Source organism: Rhizobium sp. ZPR4, from assembly GCF_040215725.1.
Lineage (GTDB): Bacteria > Pseudomonadota > Alphaproteobacteria > Rhizobiales > Rhizobiaceae > Rhizobium > Rhizobium rhizogenes_D.
This window is the reverse complement of record NZ_CP157970.1, coordinates 20,171-38,877: the sequence shown is the minus strand read 5'-3', so window position 1 is coordinate 38,877 and position 18,707 is coordinate 20,171. Positions and strand designations below refer to the sequence as shown.

Annotated in this window: 5 protein-coding genes; 4 read left to right on the top strand and 1 reads right to left on the bottom strand. The window is 59.9% G+C overall.

Features of this window, described 5'->3' with window-relative positions; genetic code table 11:
• Nucleotides 1–478 precede the first annotated feature (478 nt).
• From ABOK31_RS33420 to ABOK31_RS33405, 4 genes are all read left to right on the top strand, one after another.
• A complete protein-coding gene (locus tag ABOK31_RS33420; RefSeq protein WP_349963026.1) occupies nucleotides 479–5,023 on the top strand; it encodes a hypothetical protein in 4,545 nt (1,514 codons plus the stop codon).
• A 486-nt stretch (nucleotides 5,024–5,509) separates the two neighbouring features.
• Entirely contained in the window at nucleotides 5,510–8,014 is a 2,505-nt protein-coding gene (locus ABOK31_RS33415; RefSeq protein WP_349963024.1) for an ABC-three component system protein, read from the top strand.
• A complete protein-coding gene (locus ABOK31_RS33410; protein WP_349963022.1) occupies nucleotides 8,011–8,706 on the top strand; it encodes an ABC-three component system middle component 1 in 696 nt (231 codons plus the stop codon). Before ABOK31_RS33415 ends, ABOK31_RS33410 begins: the two co-directional genes overlap by 4 nt.
• Entirely contained in the window at nucleotides 8,703–11,837 is a 3,135-nt protein-coding gene (locus ABOK31_RS33405) for an AAA family ATPase (RefSeq protein WP_349963020.1), read from the top strand. The genes ABOK31_RS33410 and ABOK31_RS33405 overlap by 4 nt, the downstream gene beginning before the upstream one ends.
• A 322-nt stretch (nucleotides 11,838–12,159) precedes the next feature.
• Here ABOK31_RS33405 and ABOK31_RS33400 read toward each other — a convergent pair whose 3' ends face one another.
• Complete coding sequence (locus ABOK31_RS33400) at nucleotides 12,160–18,570, bottom strand: NACHT domain-containing protein (RefSeq protein ID WP_349963018.1); 6,411 nt, start codon at nucleotides 18,568–18,570, stop codon at nucleotides 12,160–12,162.
• Between the last annotated feature and the right edge of the window lie 137 nt (nucleotides 18,571–18,707).

Sequence of the window (18,707 nt, the reverse complement as noted above, 5' to 3'; positions counted from 1 at the left end):
GCGCCATAGCCCACCTAAGGGACATAAAGCTGGGTAAACCAGCGCTTCCAAAGCGAGCACGCAATACAGGCCGGTTCTTGAGGAACCTACGGCGGTTTTGGCTCCGTCGCCATTTCGGAAAAATGCGTGGCTTCAATCCGCGTTCTCGCTACTACGAATGAAGCGGCCAAACTAGAAAATGGATCTAGACCAGCACACTTTGTCCGGCAAGTTAGAGCTCCATTACATTTGCCAATCCAGGTCCACGTACTCGCCTGCCGACCGTGTCCCGAGACGACGTGGCGGGGTATTTCGCTTTGCGCCTCTGAATGACGGTTGGTCACCTTCCGTGCTCAGCTTTCAGCAAGTAAAAGCCCATCCCGGAGCGTTGTTCAGCGGGCGTTTAGACACCATATTCCTCGGCGATCGCACTGTGTCCAATTTCCCATTAGAAGAGGCAGGGGGCGTTCTGGATAGTTGCCGAAGGAAAAATTGTCACATGCCTGCAGTGCGCCCGGCCATAACCATCAACATGTGCGCCGAGACGGATGGTCGGCGCTCGATTGCCGGTTTTCTTCTGCAGATCCTGCGCAGCATCAAGCTCGGCCTGGACATGAGCCTCACCTTCACCGCGCTTAGCGAAGGATCACAGCTCGTTTTACACCTCGAGCCCGCAGAGGGCGGCGACGCTCAGGTCGTTGGCGGTCCTCGCGACATCGTCGAGCAGGTGAAAATGCGCAAAGCTACCAGAACATGGGACAGCGGCGAGATCGCTTCCGATGTCTTTCCCGACCTTCTGAAGGCAGCTTGCTTGGGCCAGGAGCAGGAATTTCGCTTCGTTACCAATAATGGCAAGGGCCTTGGTCGCCTACAGGATTATGTCGCGGCCCGCGTCCGAGGATCGGAACGCCGGCTTAAATGGGGCAATTCGAGCCTTACACGCGACGCGTTCGAACTGCGGCTGGCAGAGGCCGCAGGGCTCGCTTCGGTTACCCCTGAGCTGCGTCATTTGCTCGACCGCTTCAGTATCGTAGTCATTGATGTCGACGCCACGCAGAACGATATCGACAAACGGCTAACACCACTGCTCATGCCGGGTGAGTCCGCAAGCGACAAGCGCCACCAGCTTCTCGGCCAGATGATGCAGCTTGCCACTGACGGCGCGAAGCTGACGCCACAGGACCTGCTGGCGCTCATCAGCCCTCAAGCGCACCGCCGCCTTGCCCATATCCAGTCGCTGCCTAAGTTGCTGGCGCGCCATATCGACGAGGATACGCAGCTCGCCGGCTATGTATCGGAGCAACAGGCACGTCGGGGATTACCCGAGATTCTGGCCAACTTCGCGATCCTGTCCGGTGAATCCGGTCAGGGCAAGACCTATACGCTCGCCCAGCTCGGCTTCGATCAGATCGAGCGGGATGAACTCGCCATCGTGATGCGGTCTCCCACAAAGATCGAGGACATCGTCGCCTGCATCAGCGAACGGATCTGGGAGCCCGCCTACGGGGTAGAGGGGACGATCGCGATCATGGCGAAGAGCCTACGGGACGCGTTCGAATGGGACAACGGCTTCTGGCTAACCGTCTATATCGACGACGTCCAGAACCGCGAGTTCGCCGGACGGCTCGCCCGGCTCAAGTGGCACGAACATGGTGTCCGAGTCATCGTCTCGGCCCAGCCCCGCATCACCAAAGTCATTAGGGATATCCGGAAGGATGCTGAGATCATCGAGATCGGCAATTTCCGCAGCGCCGACCTGCATCGCTTCCTCACGCATCATGACCGCGCCGAAGCGTTGGAAACGATGCCGGACGATGTGTTCGAGCTTCTCCTGAAGCCCGTTCATGCGAGCATCTTCGTCAAGCTGCCGAAGCGCGAGTCCTGGGCCGGCGTCTCCGAATACGAACTCTTCAGCGGCTATTGGGAATATGCCATCAGCGAAGCGCGCGCGCAGGCGGACCATCCCAGCGACAAATATGCGCTTCGGGCGCTGGCTGCCCGACTGCTAGGCGGTCAGAGCAACTATCCATGGCGGATCCCTGACCTCAAGGCCGTCGAGCTCAACGACGAGGCGATCCTGAGGCTGGAGCAGGTCGGCCTGCTCCGCCGTCCGGTCGCTGACCGCATTCAGTTCGCTGCCGACCGGATGCTCAACTGGGCGATCGCCGAAGCGGTCGCCGAGAAGATCCAGGAGGAAGGCCTGACCGCGCCGCAGGCCGAGGAACTCTTTGCCTCGATCGATGGCTTGTTGACCAAGAAGAAGGAGCGGATCGGCAACCGCCTCGGCTACGTCTACTTCGATGCGCTCTGGCTGCTGGCCGAGCAATGCGATCCGCAGTTCGTCGCCGACCTGACCTGGGAGCATATCATCGGCCTGCCGCAGGAGGCACGGTCGGAGGACAAGTGGCGCGCCGGCTTCGGCAGCATCGGGTCGAGTATAGTGCCCGCCCTCGATTTGCTGTGCAAACGCGTGTTCGACGAGGAGCGCGACTGGGATATTCCGCGCAACATCCCATTGGCGCTCGCGGCCGTCGCGGAGTCTGACCCGGAACCGGTGCGGGAACTGATCGCGCGACAGGTCGCCTCGGACGACGAGCGTGAAGTGGTGATCGGCCTCAGGGCTGCCCGTCTTGTCCCGGCTGCAGCGGCGCTGGACGCGATCTGGGGGGTGCACTTTGCCCGGTCGATCGCCTTCGAAGCCGCCAAGAGCGATGCTGATGGAGACAATCGGTCGAGTGCCTTCTTCGCGTACCAACTGAGCTCGGAGGCGTTTCACGCTTCGATCCGGGCTAACCCTGGCTGGCTCGACACCAAGCTCGCCACCGAAACCCAGGCCGTCGCGATCGACCAAATGCTTTGGGTGCTCAAAGATATCAAATCGGTCGATAGCGAGACTGCGGCGGAGATCTGGGTCCGTCACCGCGACCGGATCGCCACACTGATGCAGATGCCCAGCCCCGCCCTAATCGCGGCTATCGGCCACTTTCGCGAGACGTCGCTTTTGCCGATCCTCGATGCCACGGCTGAAGACGACGAATGGATTCGTGATCGGGTCCTGCGCAGCCTATCGCTGCTCGATCCCCATGAGGCTATCCGCCAGATCGCGGATGGCAGCGACGTATATGGCTGGCGGGCCGCGAATTGGTGGTTCGACGATCTCCATGCAGCGGACCCGACCGCGCTCGCCGCTGCCATCCGCACGCGGGTTCAGTCGGGCGACAAGCCCGATACCGACACGGTCTTCTACTATCGCTTCAACCCTGAAGCGATGGACCCCCAGACCCTCGACCTTCTGCTCGACACGCTCGCAGAGAACCTTCGCACCTTCAATACGAACAGTGACGATCCCGACAGGTGCGAAGACGGTCCCGGTCATCCCTTACGATTCCTGCCGCGTCTCAGTGAGCCTTGGCAGTTCGAGGCACTACGAGCCCGCGCCGGCACCGAACTCGAGACCCATCTTGTCCGCTTCGCATCGGCCCGGCGCGGACGCATTTCGATGACCCTCGACACAACCGGAAATGAATGCGAGCGGATCCTCGCGATGATTGCTGGGCAGGGTTACGACCAGTTGGTCCTGGCCGAGCTCGCCAGGCCCAACGTGTTCGGGCGCCAGGATGGCTACATAGCGTCGCTCTGGTCGAGCTCGAGCACTATCGCTTCCGCGCTTCAGCAGGTGCCGCCCGACGCTGGCGTCCAGCCCCATGGCGAAAGCGAGCGCATGGACGCGCTGGCGGTACATGGTTGCGATGCGCAGCTCGAAGCGATGGTCCGTGCTGGTGCCGGCGTCTACATAAACGCCTCCGAGATGCGGAGCTCGGCCGGGAGGGACTTGTCCGGGCTCCGCGTTCGGATCGCCGAGCTCCTGGCGGTCGGTGATCCGGCATCGCTCGACACCGCGGCCGCACTCACTGGCTTCCTTTTGGATCCTGACGACGCGCAGCCGCTGGTCGCCATCTACCTGTCGCCGGACACGCCAGTTGTTCTTCGCCGGAGGATCCTCGGCTCTTTCAGGGCATTGCAGTTTTACACCCCTGAAATCCTTCCGCTGACGCGCGCAATGCTAGAAAACCAGTTCGATAATGAGGCGCAGTTCATCGCGACTTATCTTGCCGAGAGGGGTGACAAGGAAGCCAAACAGGCTGTGATTGACTGGCTGTCGGCGCAAGACCTCGGCACCAATTCCAGCTCACGGCGGAACTATCTGGACGTGCTATTGAAGGATCCCGCGGGAAAGGCAGCTATCATCCAGTTTCTCCGGCGCTCTCGCGAGAATGGGCATCTGGTGATCGACGGAAGACAGTTGCAGCTGCTTGCTGAAGCCGGCGACACATGGGCCCATGACGAGTTGGTGCGGGCGAGCTACCGCTATTCGGGCTTCGACCGCGGAAACGCGGTCACTGCCATCGACTATCTGCGCGAGGAGGAACCCAAAGAGGCATATTTCGCCGCCCGTCGCCTCCTGGTTCGCCACGATCTCGCCGCGGCGGCCGACCTCATGCTTGAGATCGATCCCGAGCGCGCCGGCCGGGAGCTGATCGAGCGATATCGCACCGCCAAGCCTTCGCTTCGCCTGGAGCTCGAGCGGCGGCTGCGCATCCACCTTGGTGGCGAGGGACTCGCGGCCTTGGCCTCCCCACTCGCAACGGCCTCGCGCGCCAAGGACAGGACCATCGCCGCCCGGCTGGCGGCGGTGATACCTCCCTGTTTCTCGCTCGTATGGCTCGACACGCTCGCCGCGGATGCTTCGCCCGGCGTTCAGGAAGCCGCTCGCGACGCCGTCCGGCGGCGTGCGCTGGAAGCGTCGGCGATGGAGCATCGGGCCCTTCTGTTGACGTCGCCGAAGCCCCTCCAATGGGCTAGGCTCCTGGCGATCATCGAGCTGGTCGATCCCTTCTTTCTCTGGTCGCGGGACGATCCTTCAAATCTCGGGGACGTCTTCGACGTACTGCCTTTCGAGTTCTTCCACGAAGCGGGTCAGGTCCGGAAACAGCAGCTCAAGCAGCGCGAGGACGCGGCGAAGAAGGCCGACAAAGATCATTGACGACTTGACGGGTACTCCGGGGAAGGTTCCTATTCTGCCACTGCGATCGTGCAGCGGACAGGCCGAACGAACGGCAGGTTCCAGGAAGGCAGGCAGCTTTCAAACGGCTTGAGGTGAACGGTGAACCCTTGTTCAAGATGCCTGTAGAGCCAGTATAACCCATAGTTGCTTCGCCAGAGCAGTTCCGGGTCCGTCTAGCTTCGGCCACCTGGCACTATCCGGTTGGGATGGTTCCCGCCGTTTATGGCGTAGGTCGAGACACTGCGCGGAAGTGCTAATGAATGAAATTGAGCGGCAAGCAGCGACCCGGCTGTAAAAACCATTAGAATGTTGCGGCACCCTCGCTTCCCTCATATAGATTAAAGCGCCGGTTGTCACGGCGACGCAACCGGAGGGGGAGAATATTGCTAAATACGTGTGCGATAGCTCACTTCACACTCATGGTTTCGCAACAGCGAACACGAGCGACTGCGGGGGTGCGCGTCGTTGGCTGATGCCTTGCTCGCCCAGGATATTCTTGACGGTGCGGCTGTTCGCGACCGGCCGAATCTGTTCGTGATCGGCAGTTTCGACCGGCGCATCACCTTCTATTCCCAACAGGTCCGGGCGCTATCGCTGGTCCACGCGCTCAAAGAACTTGGCTATCTCCATGCCAATCCGAGGATAGCGGTCGTTGGCGGCGGCGCGGCAGGCGTCACCGCAGCCGCAGCTGCAGCGCTGGTAGCCGGGTCGCAGGTCATCTTGTTCGAATCCGCCGCTGCGCTTCTCCCACTTCAGTCGACAACTGATCGGCGGCGGCTCGATCCGCATATTTACGATTGGCCGGCACACGACACGACCGATCCCATAGCCGACCTGCCGATCCTTGACTGGGAATCTGGGACATGCCGCACCGTCCGTGACGATGTACTACTTGGATTCGAGGACATCGCTGTCAGACTCGCGCCGCGACTCGAGCGACGGCTGCGCCATCAGGTTACCGCGCTCACACGAACTGCAGATGGTTATCAGCTCGACATCACCGATCTCAATGCGCCGCCACCGCCGCCAGGCGCGGAGCTGCGCGAACAGTTTCATATGGTGTTTCTCGCCGTCGGGTTCGGGCTCGAGCCGGGCGAACCGTTGCCGTCGATACAGAGTGCCAGCTATTGGACCGATGCCGGCGTTCCGGTTGCCGAGTTTGCAGGTCGGCCGACCCCGCGATTCTTCGTCAGTGGCGCGGGCGACGGCGGCCTGATCGATTTCGTGGCCGCCGGAGCCCGCGATTTCGATCACGCCGGGACGATTCGGCTGATCTCCGAACATCCCGGCATCGCGGCGTTGAAGCCGGTCCTTGCCGCGATCGATATGCGTGCTCGCGCTGAGGATGCCAAGGGCACCCGCTTCGATTTCATGGCGGCCTATGACACTGAGCTTCTTCAATCCCTCACAGACATCGGCCTCGTGGCTGCGGTCGCGCAGCAACTCCGCCCCGGCGTGCAGTTAACGTTTCAGACCCAGCATGCCGAGCTGTTCGACGTTTCAACGGCAACGCTCAACCGGCTCGCCGCCTATCTCACCATCAAAGCCTGTGCGGGCGACGCCCAGCGCTCCTTCAGGCATCTGCAATGCGGCGGCGTCACGCGGATCGACGCGCCGGATCCGGCGCCGGTTATCGCCCCCTTCTGGCTCGATTGCGCCGGGGAGACGGTCGCGGCGGATGCGGTGATCGTGCGGCGCGGTCCCCAGCGCGAAGTCGTGCGGGCTCCCTTTGCCCCGCACCTGGCCAGTTTCGATGTGACGCACAGGGAATGGCTTGCCCGCCATGGCGACGCGACGCTTGTCCCGAAATTGTCAGGACCGGCACGTTCCCTTTTCCGGGAGGCAGCGCGCAGCGCGAATATCCTCGCGCCGCGGCTGCAGCGACAGGCAGCCAACCAGCTCCCCATATCAGTGCAGCTTCTGCGCGAAGGTGCCAACATCCGCTGGTCTGGCGCGGTTCCGGCGGAGCAGCTTATCCGATCGTGGAGCGAGCAGCAGCCCTTTGAAATCATCTTGCCCGATGCTCCCGAGGCTCTTGGCGCCGCTGCGGGGGCCGTGCTGCGGGTCGCCTGTCACAGCATCAATTGCCGGCTCCACGCCGCGCCCGGCCTGTGGAGCCAGCTGGTCCGCGAACTCAGCCTGGAATCGCCGCACGCTGAAGGTATGACGATGCCAGCGATCGTGGCCGGCAATCCCGGCGGCGCTGCCCAGGATCCGGTTGCGCTGCCGCTCGATATTCTCGCGCGTCGCATTCACCGGTCGCTCGATAGCTGGCTGCTCGAGCGCCTAGACGTACACCTCCAGCCATTTTTCGCCAGCAATGCCGATCCCGGCCGCCCGATCAACGTCAAGATCGCACAGGATCTTCGGGCGGCCATGGCCGCGACCTGGGCGATCTGGCATGCGTCGTTTACAGACGACCCGGCACTGCTGAACCATTTCCTGCGCCTGATGATCTGTGCGGTCGACGAGGACGAACATCGCGACGCGGCACAGATTCTCGTCGGCCCCAGCAAATGGCCCGTGATCCTGCGTGGCACCGCGGTCGCGCTTGCCATCGCCGCAGCCTGGGACACCACATCGCCGAAAGGCGCCAGGCCGGGTAATCTGGTTCGCCTACGTGACGGTGACAGCGAATGGGCCGGTCATGGATGCGCGGCCGACATGATCAACGGTGACGAGATGTCATTGTGTGCTGCCTCTTTCATGTGGCAGACTCAATTCGTCATCCTCGTCGTAAAAAGTGCCATCGAGGTCAACCGAATCGCCGAACGGCCGTTCGCGCAGATCGACACCGACCAGCCGGGGCTGAGCGATACGGATGGCTCTGGTCCGGTGATCATGTCGATCAGTCGCGATTTCATCGACGCGGCGGCGGCGGGTCTGGCCGAGCTACGCGCCCTGCTGGCAACGGTGGAGGCGCGGCACTTTGAGGCGCTCGAAAAGACGATCATGAAAGGTGCGGCATGACGGATGGTGCGACTCTGTCACCTGGACTGGCTGATTTCGCTGACCGGCTGCGCAACGCGGCGCTAAAGCTTGAGCTCAAGGTCCAGGATCGGCCCAAACTAGCGAGCGCAACCTTCAACGGCGGATCGGCCAAGTCGACGACGCTCAGTCCGACCGATCTGCCGGCGGAAAGCCATGCGATCCGGATTGATCGCTTCAATATCGTGCTGGGCATCCTGCCCGACGTGGCCGCCATGGAAGCGGTGCTCGAGACGCTGCGGCGCTACCGCAATCAATGTGTCGTCGCGCGCTCGTTCCTTGGGGCTAACGAGACACTAGACTTGCAGCTGATGCTACTGGGACCACGAGCGAGCGAGGGGCAGGAAGCCTGGCGCGCGATGGCGTTGATGGTCGAGCGTGATGACCGCGTCGCTCGCAAGCTGGCGTGGCTGCGTCCCGAAGATCCACTGAATGACGAAGAGAGTTTCGCCGACTTCCTCAAGCGAACCTTCCTTGCCCGGCCATGGGTCCATGCCGAAGGCCAGTTCGAGGATGTGGCGCTCGACGAGCTGAGCGGCACCGGTGCGACCACACCGGGTCTACCGCGGACGACGGCGGACGAATGGGAGCGGATAGCGCTCGACGAGAAGAAGACGCCGGATGATATTGTCGCAGCGTTGGTCAAATCCTGGGGTCGGAGGGGTCAGGCATGAGCGAGATTTTCCTTTCCCGCATCGCGATCCAGGATTTCCGGACCTTCGGCGACTTCGCGATCGACATTCCGGCGGCGCCCGGTCTTGTTCTGCTCACCGGCACCAACGGACTGGGAAAAAGCAGCTTCTTCGATGCGATCGAATGGGGACTAACCAACAAGATCCGCCGGTTCGAACCCTATATCAACAAAGGCCGCAAGAAACTTGTCGAGAAGGATTATCTCACGCGCCGGGGCGCTGAGCCGGGGTCACATAGCGTCGCGCTGACCTTCTCGGATGGCGACGCTGTCGAGCGCACCGCAACCGGCGGCACGGCGATGGCGGACATCGTCGCTCAACTTGCGCGGCCAGACCGCCGCACGATTAACGATCTGGGGACATATCTCGCCCTCACTCATTTCCTCGGCCAAGCAGCGCAGCAACGGTTCACCAGCCGCGACCCGCAGGATCAGTGGCAGGCGCTCAAGGGGCCGAGCGGCATCGATCGGCTCGAGCGTATCCGCGCGGGCCTGCGCGGGCGACCGACCATCGCTGCATTCACGCGCCGGCTCGACGCTGAACAAGGCGTCGTCGCCACTCTCGATCGGGAGATCGCGGACTGGCAAGGATGGATGGGCCGCCTTGAGCGGCTTCGCGCTGCCGCCCGCGCCACCGGCGTGCTGACTGCCGACGAGGTTGCTGCGCGGATCGACCAGCTTGAGAATGACCTTCAGTGGCTCGCATCGAGCCAGCCGCTTTCCGTCACGAGCGAGGGCCTCGGACAGCGCCTCGCGGCGCTCGGCGATCGGATCGGCGAAGCCCTGCGGGTGACCGGCGAACGAAAGGCAACGCTGGAGGGACTCTCGGCGCTTCCAGCGCAGTTTCTAGTTAGCCAGGCCGAAGGTCGGCTCGATCATCCAAGTCTTGTGCGGCTCCGCAGCGTGATCAGCGATGCGCGGGCGCGGCTCGATCTGGCGTCACCGCTGGTCGGCTCGACCAGCGCCGCAGTGACCGCGCAGACCGCAGCGATCGCCACGATCGACCAGAACATCGCTGTACTTGATGCCGCGCGTACTGATCTTGCCCGTCGTGCCCAGCTGGCCGAGCTGATCTCGACTGAGCAGCAGGATCGGACGTCGCTGACCGGGGCGATCGCCGAGCACCGCATGATGATCGTGGACGCAGACGCGAAGATAAGCCAACATGGCAAGGCGAGTGCCGAAGTTGCGAGGCTGCGGAGTCTCGCCGCATCGGCGCGTGCGCTAAACGAGGCGATGGCGGATTGCCAAGAACTCGAACGCGAGTCCGGGGCTGCCGAGTCCGCACTGGCCTATGGACGCGAGGCCGCCGTACGCGCCGCTTCCGAACTTGTCCCGCTCGAGACGCAGCTAGCCGATCTCGACAGCAAGATTGCCGATGCCGAACGCGAACGCGCTGAGGCCGATCGCCATGCGTCAGCGGTCAGTGCGGCCTTGTCGCAGCTTGCCAGCCATATCCATGAGGACGAAACCAACTGCCCGGTGTGTCAAACACCGTTTGAGCCGGGCGCGCTCAAGGCGCTTGCCGATGCTGCGGCGTCGGGCAGCGACCATCGCCTTGCGCAAGCCGATGACGCGTTGGAGGCCTTGCGGAGCACCCGGCCCGCGCTCGGCGATGGAATACGTCGCCTTCGCGGGGTCGTGGCGGCGGTCGACGGGCTCGAACGCGTCGCGAGGACAGCCGCTGATGCGGTGACAAATGCACGTGCCAGCATTGCCCAAACGCTCGCTACCGCCCCCGAGAGCGACCTTACCACGCTTGCGGCAGCCCGGGCACGCGATGCGGATTCCGCACTTGCAGCGGCAGAGGCAGCGCTGGAACTGCTGTCGGCAAACGCGGCCGCGGCAACCGAACAGCGATCGAGCGTTGCCGCTGATCTCGACGAACTGATCGCGCGTGACAATCAGCTTGGCGCACGGGTGGAACAGTATCAGGCAGAGGACAGGGCCTGCGCTGATCGCATCGCCGCACGCAATCTATCGAATGCTACGATCGGCGACATTGAAGCGAGATTAACGGCTGAACGCGAGCGCGGCGAAGACGCGCGGGCTCGTCTAGCACAGTTGAGCGAGGCGGCGACCAGCGCGTCTGCGGACGTCCAGCGCGAGCAGGCGGCGCTCGACCTCGCGCAGCGCGACCTTGCCGCAGCCGAGGCGGCCCGCACAACCTCGGAACAGGCGGCGCAGCAGATGCAGCAGCGCTGGGCGCGTGCTGGTCTCAACGACATTCCGAGCCAGGCTGAATATGACCGCGGGCTCTCCGCCATCGAGGCCGTGCTGGCGAGTTTGCGGTCACTGGCCGAACGCCAACTGGTCCTTGGCCGCGAAAATGAGGATGCGCTTCTCCAGAGCGAAATGGACGAGATCGCCGCTTCGATGCGGGCGACCGGAGGTGACGACGGTGCTCGGGATCCGGCGGCCTATCTGGCTGCGCTAAAGATAAAGCTCGAGGCGGCGCGTACGGCGGTCAAACTCACCACCACGGCACGCAGTGCGGTGAACCGCTACTCCGAGGACCTTCAGAAGCAGGCTGACGATTTCTCGGCGCGCGTGCTAGACCCGCTCAATGCGGTAATCGACGATTTTAATGAGGCGATGCTGAGCACGCCCGGTGAAAGCATTCAGTTCAAGGCCGACACGAGGGTCGATGCGACCAGTTTTGGCATGGCGCTGCGCTACCGCGAGAAGGTCGCCAATGCGATCGAGACGAAGAAAGATTTGCCGCCTCAGGTCGTTTTGAGCGAGGGTCAGCTTGCCGCGAATGGTTTCAGCATCCTTTGCGCGGCGAGTACCGCCTATCCTTGGTCCCGCTGGCGCGCCCTACTGCTCGACGATCCGCTACAGCATAATGACATCATTCACACGGCCGCCTTTGTCGATGTGATGCGTAATATGGTCGAATTGAACGGCTATCAGCTGATCATGTCGAGCCATGACCGCGGCGAAAGCGAGTTCATCGCACGCAAATTCGATGCGGCCGGCCTTGCCTGCTCCACGGTCCTATTAACAGCGCCGTCGGATAAAGGCGTAGTCTGGAACCCACCAGAATATAACAAGGCCGCAAGGCTGATATTGCGCACGGATGCACACCCCCCGAGCGTCAGCAACGCCTAACGCGGTTGAAACGAAGGTTTCTATGACCTGGGTTCAAGTACGATCAGTTCGTCGAAGATCATCGGCATTCCCGTCTGACCCCATGTCCGCGTCGATTCCGCTCGAGCGTTCTCGTTTCGCTGCACGAGGATGAGCAGAGTGTCGCGGATCGCAGCATAGCGCGGCGTCTATAAGGGGGCAGAACAAGATTAGTGCGAAATCGTACGTGTGGGCTCACAGCTAGTGCTACAACACCGCACCCCATATCTTCAGAAATGCCTTTCATAGATGATCAATGCAACTGCGCGGTGCAGGCGCATTTGGCAGCCGTTCCTTCGGAGCTTTAATACTCTTGGTTGGCAGCCTTCTTTGCCTGCCAAATCCTATACGAACCGTTCATATCCCTAAGGACGAGGAATATCGATTCCACGCCCGTTGAGTCATAGTCTCTGGTCGACTGATGCTTCCAGAGCGAGATGGTCGACACGAGCAGCCGCTTTAACTTTACAAGCGTTGGATCCAGCCAAACGGGAGACGCCCACAGGATCCTGCCGTCATCATGATGACGAGAGTTCCTTTCATCGGGGTCTGGCTTCCAACTGCCCCAAACTTGACTCCGCAACGCGAGCACGTCTTCGGCTGCAAACCAATCGGTAATCTCCGTCGTTTGACGAAGGCCAAGGTCTGCGGTTAGGTCAATTCCGAGGCGAGGGCGGATCGCTGGCCCCTCGGCAGCCAGCTCATCACCTTCATCGACGCCTAGCCTGCTCGCTTCGGGCGCCCAGATAAGGGGATCAAATGGGCTCTTCCGACGACCGCGGTGATCGTAGTAACCATCGTCCCAAAACTCGGGAAGCCAAAAGTCACCAGCCGACGCTTTAACGAAATCCTTACAGCGGCCAATAGCACCCTTTTGATCTGTAAGCGCAGAAGTGATGCTTACCGTCACGCCATCAGGCGAGGTCCACCTGCCATAGATCGGCGTTAGAGCCATCTCTGTGGGAGCATCGATACCTAATTTGCGAAGGATTGTGTGTTGGTCCTGCAATGTCTCCTGCCGACCTTTCCTTTCACCAAGCAAATTCTCCATAGCTTGGTCTGGGACTCGATCCTTCCGGTCTGACAACCAGGAACCATCATCAAAGGTCACATCGTAGCGATCGCGCCACTCTATCCATGGTGATCCCTCATCGACCTCATAGGGTCTGATGACCACCGGGAGAGTTTTTGAAAGTGCTGTGCCGGCGCCCAGCAATGCATGTTTCTGAATATGCTCGCGATAGAACTCATAGCGGTCGCCCAAGTCCCACCGATACCGTGACCGGCCTGGGAAGAACGCCATAGACGTCGCTTCCGGCCAAAGCCGTCGGATCTGATGCCCCATAGCTTCCACGACGGTCGATTGGGGTACGTTGAATCGACGTGCCAGACCAGAGATCTCAGTCTTCGTGAACTCGTAGTCGAAGTCAAACGTCGTCTTGGGTCCGGTGCCAGACGCGTAGGCGTCGCTTACGACGATCCCTTTTGCAGGCTCATCGTTCGCAACCTGCAGTGTTGCCAGTTCCACATCTTGCAGGCCACCATCGATGTTTCGCAGCGCCCGCACGAGATGGGTTTTGTTAACGACATGCAAATCCTCTCGTTTCGCAAGTGAGAGAAGTTTAGGTCGTAGACTTACCAGCGACCTGCCATCACGCCATGTCGCCCGCGCTAGTCCCATCAATAGCCATTGCTGGGAGTTTTGAAAGGACAGAGGATGATCGGTCGATGCAAGTCCTGGGATACTTCTCAAATCAAAACGGGCAAGCAGATTATCTATGTCGGGAACCAGCTCGAGGCGCACTAAAGCGCTCATTCCTCTCGCAGCAGTCCAGCGAATATACGCATCGCTATCGCCCAGAAGGTGCCAAAGCAGGTCGGCGAACATATCAGTTTCACTTGGGACTTGTATTTGGTCCGGACGCAAAGGCCCTTCGCCGATCTCATCAGCGATACGAGACGCCGGCCCTCCCAGTATCAACTCCAAAGCGGCTATGCTTGCCGATCCCGACGCTGCATCGCAAAGGGCTGTTGCAAGCTGAAGCCACTCATCACCGTCGAGCTCAACTTCATCTGCTGCCACCTTGCGAATGATCAGCTTCAATACCAACCTGCCGTCATTGCAGAATTCGGAAAGCTGGCGAATCCCACGGGCGACACTGGAGAACTGTCCCTCGAAGATCTCGGCGCCTTTCGTTTCAAACAGGCGCTTTGTGAGCAATCCTGTTTGGGAGGCCAGGTGTGCAGACGAACCCTTCCAAGCGGCAATACATTCCGAAACGATATCGAGCGACTGGGCGAAACCAATCTCTGTGGAATCAATGATTGCGAAGAGAAAGGGCAGCCGCTCCGCATATGGACATGCCGCGCGCAGGGCTCGGATAAAGCCCTGACGGATATTGTATGGGCGCTTTTCTGCAAGCTCAATTTCTTTGAGTGCGCTGTCGATCGACGGAGCGCTGAAATCGTCGCAGTCAGCAACCCATTTCGCGATACACTTTTCAATTTCGGCTTCGGTTGGCTCAGAGGCTGCTTTTGCCAGAAATTCATGCGACGATTTGCTTCGGTCGTTGAACTCATCCTGCTTCCTCTGGGATTCGGCCTTCAGCGCCTCGAGCTCAGTAATCTCGTCGGATGTGATAAGGTTGGGGAACTTCGTTGCTGTCGCAAGATAGCCCTCCCACAGGCTAGGCCAACCCCCGAATGAATGCTCGATCTTAAGTTTTTCCAATATCGTGGAAAAGATTCGCCGCTGATCTGAGAGTGAGGACATCTGGAGCAGCTGTGAAACTGCCTCACCGGACTTCCAATCCCACCAGCCGTGGTCCTCACAGATTGTAAGTATGAATGCCGCGCGGCGTGGGTCCAGATGCCCATTTTCGGCGAGGAAGCATGCGAGCTGCGGCAAACCGTAGGAGAGCTGCGAAACATCTTGGTCGTGCCATCGAATGAGCTTCAACACGGCCGGAAAGCCGATGGACTTTGCGGCGGCTCGGGCAAACAATGTCCAACCGAACTTGCTCGGCTCGTGGGAAATAATGGTCTGGCACAGGTTCATTAATCGCTGACCGAGCTGAGGTGCAAGGAAACCGCCGCTTTGGACGGCTGCGAAATGGAGCAGTGAATATATCTGGTCATAGCTCTCGCCGCCCATCTGATCCAATTGCGCCAAGCCTTGCCGGTAGTATTCTCTGGCCTCATCGACGCTCATCGGTATGAGCGCGGCAGCTAGATCGGCATAGTACTCTCCACGCTGGTCAATGTTGTCGTCCTGGCGGATTTGCTCAGCGATCGTTTGAGCAAACCGGCCTGCGACCTCATGGAGGTCGTTGTTTCTCGCAAGCTCTGTCAGCACATTGATTTTCTCGGAGACAGAAAAGCGGCCGGTGGAAAGGATCGTTGTGATTTCCTCTGCCTGCGTGATAGCGACCTTGGGAGCGTGGGTCAGCAAGATGTCGAGACAACCAAGACCGGCTGTGCGTGCGAGCAAGTCCGCAGAACGCTCAGTTTGCCAGTGCACATCGTTGCGTAACCACTTGCGCCAAACCGACATAAAGGCAGTGACTGTAGCTTCGGTAACCCCTTTTCGTGACAGCACCGCTTCCTCTATCGGTCGAAGTAGCGAAAGCGCGAGCTCGACAGCTTCACTGATCTCGTCTGCTTCCCTGTCACTGAACTTCGCCTGAAGGCCCTTTTTCTCTCCTTTTTTCAGTTTGAAGGCTGGCTTAGGTTCCGTGAGGCTCTTCAGAAATTTCTTCGCCTCGGCTTTGGATGATACCGCCTTTGAATGCTTGTCGATCTTTGCATTGCGCGGAAGCAGATGGTGGAACTGCAGCCGTTTACCTGATGACCATATGCGAACAGCCGCATGGCGAACTGGTCCCCATGCGCGAGAATAGCCATACCGCCCGCTATAGTCGTATGCAGAAGGGCGCTCGACGACGACACTGCCGGTGATGGTGGCTGCAGAGGCCCGAGAACCAGAAATGAGCGCGGTCAATGCGGCCCTTACAATCTCGCGCGTGCCGCTCTTGGGTGGTTGGACTGAGTAACTTTCATTATGATCGTCCTCGACAGGCGATAGCGTTCCAATCGCAGCCGCAAGCAGCTTGACCTGCTTCCGGGTGAGCAGCTGCGGAAGAGAAAGCAGCCGAAGCTTGAGCATCTTCGACTGGCACTTGTTACCGACCGCAAACGTCACGAGGCCCGCCAAGATCCCTGGGTCGAAAAGCTCGAGTAATCGCAGCAATTCTCTGCACACGGAAAATGAGAAGCTATCGTTCCATCGGCAGAGATTGCGATCGATGTTCTCGAAGGCACCGCTCACAACGTTATGCAGCAGGATCGCTGCATAGTCGGTCGCGTCGGGCCCAGACGCGTTCGACTCTGTTCGGTCACGTGGTTGTTCAACGTGCCAGTTGATCCATCGGACTGTGTTCTCACACTGAATTTCTGCCTCGTCTTCATCACCGGCGAAGTGATGGGCAATCGTTAGGCGCGCACTCTTCGCACCTCTCCAGCCTGCACGATCAGCGACAAGCCTGCGATAGCAATCGGCATCACCCAAGAGAATAGCCAGCTCCGGCGACCGCCTGATAAACTCATCGCCGCGCAGATTGGCTGTTGTTACCTGGGCGAGCCGCATGCTCAGACCCATCAGACGATCAAAGTCATTCTCGTCTGATGCCAAGCGAAACGCTGAGCGGAGCCGTGCTAGAGTGAGCCGCCGCCTGCCGAAATCCGATTGAACCGACGTCGGAAAAGTCGTGGAATCGACAAGAGCAAAGGCGCGGTCGCTGTCTTTGATGACAACAAGGAAGTGCGGGAGGGCCTCGGCCGCATATGCCGACGTCGATTGAACGGCGAGAAGTCGGTCAGCTATCGCCCGCTGCGCCGTTGTTCGTTGCGAGTATGTTTCTCTGATGTAGGTCTCTGTGGGCTCATCACGGAAGATGGCTCCATGCGAGGTCATCTCCAGCATAGGCGCAAGATCGGATGCGGCAGTCCTCACGTGCGAGATCGACCAACCCAGTGCCAGGGCAAGTTGGTCAAGTGGGATTGGCGGAGGCAGAAGGGAAATTGCCACAAAGAATTCAACGACCTCCGCATCGGGCCATCCGATGGTACGGAGCTCGCCGATGATTTGGGCGCAGCGCTGGGCGATGATTTCTGGAACGGTGATGGTCGCTGCCGCATTGCCTGCAACGACGTTGGTGTCCCAGGTCTGGACAAGATAGTCGAGCACGCGGGCATTTCGCCCTGAACGAGCCAAAGCCGTCGTTATCTCTATGGCGGAGGCGTCAGGCTTTCGAGTCGCCAAGAATGCTCGGGCCTCTGGCTCGGTAAATGGACCGAGTTCGATCTCCGTTACTCTCGTGCGGCCTATGACGCCCGCTTTTCGGTATGGACGGGCTGTGAGAAGAAGACTGACGCCTTCAATAGGCTCTTCATCGATGGCCTCGAGTAGCAGCTTTGCGAAAGACAGTTCACCGCGAACATCAGCCTCCAGCTGCGCATTGTCAGCGGCATCGATAATGAGGAGGATACCGTGCTTCTGAGACTGAGTCCTTACCGCCTTTGCCGCCTGCGCTAAGCGACGTCGTGCAGTGCGCACGATCTTCCGGCTGTCGTCCCCGCTCGGCAAAATGGGATCGCACAGTGTCCTTGCGGCGAGCTCGTTGATGATCTGGAGGAGACCGATCCGCGGTAGATGGCGTGACTGATTGTCAGATCGGTAAGACCCGCCGCCAAAGCAGTCGAAGACGACCACTTCGAACTCATTCGTCATCGTTGCGGCTAGGCTTTGAACAAAGACTGTTTTTCCTACGCCGCCGTCTGCATAGACGAATACGGGAAGGTGGCCCTTCAAAACGTCGGCCACCAGTGAGAGTTCCTCTCGCTGGATTACCTCGCCAACAGGTGAAAAGCGCTCCTCGGCTGGAAACAGATCCTCGACTTCGCATCCGAGCGCATTCAGGATGTCTTCAAGTCGTATTAGATTGTTGCGCTGACCGGTCGGACCAGCCTTCCTTACCACCAGGCCCTGCAATTCAAAGAGGCGGGCTCGAGCCTCTGTGTCCTCGCTGACTGACCAATCCGTTAACGTTCGCCTCAGCGCGCCATCTTGAGCTGCGAGGCTTTCCTCTCCCGCTTTGAAAACTATCTTGCTGAAGAGTCTGGCGGGCTCAGAGAGCCTACGATCGCGACACCAGCGCCGGAGATTTCTGGCTTGAGTGGCTGCGCCGCGATCTGAGGGTGTGCTGCCATCGATAGCGGCGGCGATTGCCTTCCAAAGAGAATCGGTAAAAGGTGCATTGGTGACGAAGATGAAGGAGAGTTTCGCATCTACTTCCGAAGTAGAAAACTTTTCTTCGTAGCCAACGATCGTGTCGGCAAACTTTTCGACGGTTTTTTTGAGATACGCAGCCGTTACGGGCTCTTCATCGACCTTGTATTTGAACTGCACGGTCTCAAGCTTCGTACATGTCTCGAAGTTATCGCCAAGACCATAATAGAAAACAAGGTCGGCAACCTCTTCGGCCCGCCGCCCGGGGTTTGCGGTTTCAGTATGAGAAATACCTTCAACGGCCATCGCGTTGAGGCCATCGGTCGGAAAAAGGAGCTGCAATGCGCGGCGAGCGGCCCACCTCTCATGGAAAGTGTGACCAGCACGAGATGCGCGTACCGTGTCGTTATCGACGTGTAGATTCAGCACTTGGTCGACCTTTCGCCCGATCGGAAAAGGAATTGGCGACCACAATGATAAGCTAGCGCCTGCTCATCACAACTTATCAGAGAGTCTCATCCACAGAGATGAAAATGAATCTAGATGGTCGGGCGTTGATGCTCGAG

Bases quoted from the DNA above. Each gene is read 5' to 3' on its own strand.
- ABOK31_RS33410 (WP_349963022.1), top strand. From the start codon at position 8,011: ATGACGGATGGTGCGACTCTGTCACCTGGACTGGCTGATTTCGCTGAC.
- ABOK31_RS33405 (WP_349963020.1), top strand. From the start codon at position 8,703: ATGAGCGAGATTTTCCTTTCCCGCATCGCGATCCAGGATTTCCGGACC.
- ABOK31_RS33420 (WP_349963026.1), top strand. From the start codon at position 479: ATGCCTGCAGTGCGCCCGGCCATAACCATCAACATGTGCGCCGAGACG.